The following is a 1,429-nucleotide window of genomic DNA, read 5'->3' as shown; positions in this document are numbered from 1 at the left end:
GATAGTGTCCTGAAGGTTCTGCAAAAAGTTTTGGAGAGAGAACGGCGCTTGCTCTGAAGGGCGAGCGGCCATGGCACGGTGGTGACGTTGCAATCACCGATTCCCGTGGAAGGGGAAGTGCCATGACCAATCGAGAAGTTAAACTGAGCAGGGGCGAGTTGAAAGCGTTGCTGCTGTCGGATGAGGACGGCTTTCGCCAGGTATTGCAGACTGTCGTGCAGGAGGCTCTGGAAGCCGAGATGACGGAGGCGATCGGGGCCGAGAAAGGCGAGCGGACGGCGGAGCGGGTGAGTTACCGGTCCGGGTATTACGAGCGCAAGCTGGTGACGCGGGTTGGGGTGCTGGAACTTCGCGTTCCGCAGGATCGGACGGGCCGGTTCTCGACGGAGTTGTTTGAGCGCTATCAGCGTTCGGAGAAGGCCTTGGTGTCGGCGCTGGTCGAGATGTACGTACAAGGCGTTTCGACCCGCAAGGTGAAGGCGGTGACGGAGGAATTGTGCGGCCACTCTTTCTCGGCCTCGACGGTGAGCGAGGCGACGATGCGGCTGGATGAGGCGCTCAAGGCGTTCTTCACGCAGCGGCTCGAGGAAAGCTATCCGTATCTCATCTTGGACGCGCGCTATGAACGGGCTCGCGAGGCGGGCGTGATCGCCAGCCAGGCGGTGCTGGTGGCGATCGGCGTGGATTGGGAGGGCCGGCGCCAGGTCCTGGGCGTGGAGCTGGCCAACCGGGAGAGCCATTCGAGCTGGCGCGAGTTCGTGACGGGGCTCAAGAATCGCGGGCTCGCCGGCGTCGAGTTCGTCGTCTCCGACGACCATCCGGGGCTCAGGGCGGCAATCCGCGAAGTGCTGCCCGAAGCGGTCTGGCAGCGCTGCTACGTGCACTTCCTCAGAAACGCGCTCGACTACGTGCCGCGCAAGGTCGACGACGATTGCCTGATGGAGCTCAGATGGTTCTACGACCGGCGCGACCTTGCCGAGGTCAAACGCGACCTGGCGCAGTGGATCGCCAAATGGCAGGCCAAATACCCGAAGCTGGTCAACTGGGTGGAAGACAACATCGAGGAGACGCTGAGCTTCTATCGGCTGCCGCTTGCCCACCACAAGCACATGAAGTCGACGAACATGCTGGAGCGGCTGAACCAGGAGATCAAGCGGCGCACCCTGGTCGTTCGCATCTTCCCCAACCCGCGGAGCTGCCTGCGGCTGGTTCGGGCATTGGCGGTCGAGATCCACGAGAACTGGCTCGAGGCGACCCGCTATCTCAACATGGATCATCTGCGCGAGCACAAGAAGGAGAGCCTGAGAGCATTGGCCGCCTGAGCACCGCCGTGTGTCCGCCGCTCCGCTAAACACGGGGGCTGCGCGGCGGACACGCCGACGTCACAGCTACTGCCACGCCATTTTTGCAGAACTTGACGCACACAACT

Annotated in this window: 1 protein-coding gene; it reads left to right on the top strand. The window is 62.6% G+C overall.

Annotation, left to right across the window (positions count from 1 at the left end; translation table 11 throughout):
- The first annotated feature begins 122 nt into the window (after positions 1–122).
- Positions 123–1,322, top strand: a complete 1,200-nt coding sequence (locus NKI01_RS30795; protein WP_023718475.1) for an IS256 family transposase — start codon at positions 123–125, stop codon at positions 1,320–1,322.
- The last annotated feature ends 107 nt before the right edge of the window (positions 1,323–1,429 follow it).

The organism is Mesorhizobium sp. M0815, from assembly GCF_040319995.1.
GTDB lineage: Bacteria > Pseudomonadota > Alphaproteobacteria > Rhizobiales > Rhizobiaceae > Mesorhizobium.
Note: the sequence above shows the minus strand (reverse complement) of the source record. Positions and strands in the feature narration are given on the sequence as shown.

Excerpts from the sequence above, each read along its gene's own strand:
- NKI01_RS30795 (WP_023718475.1), top strand. The coding sequence starts at position 123 with ATGACCAATCGAGAAGTTAAACTGAGCAGGGGCGAGTTGAAAGCGTTG.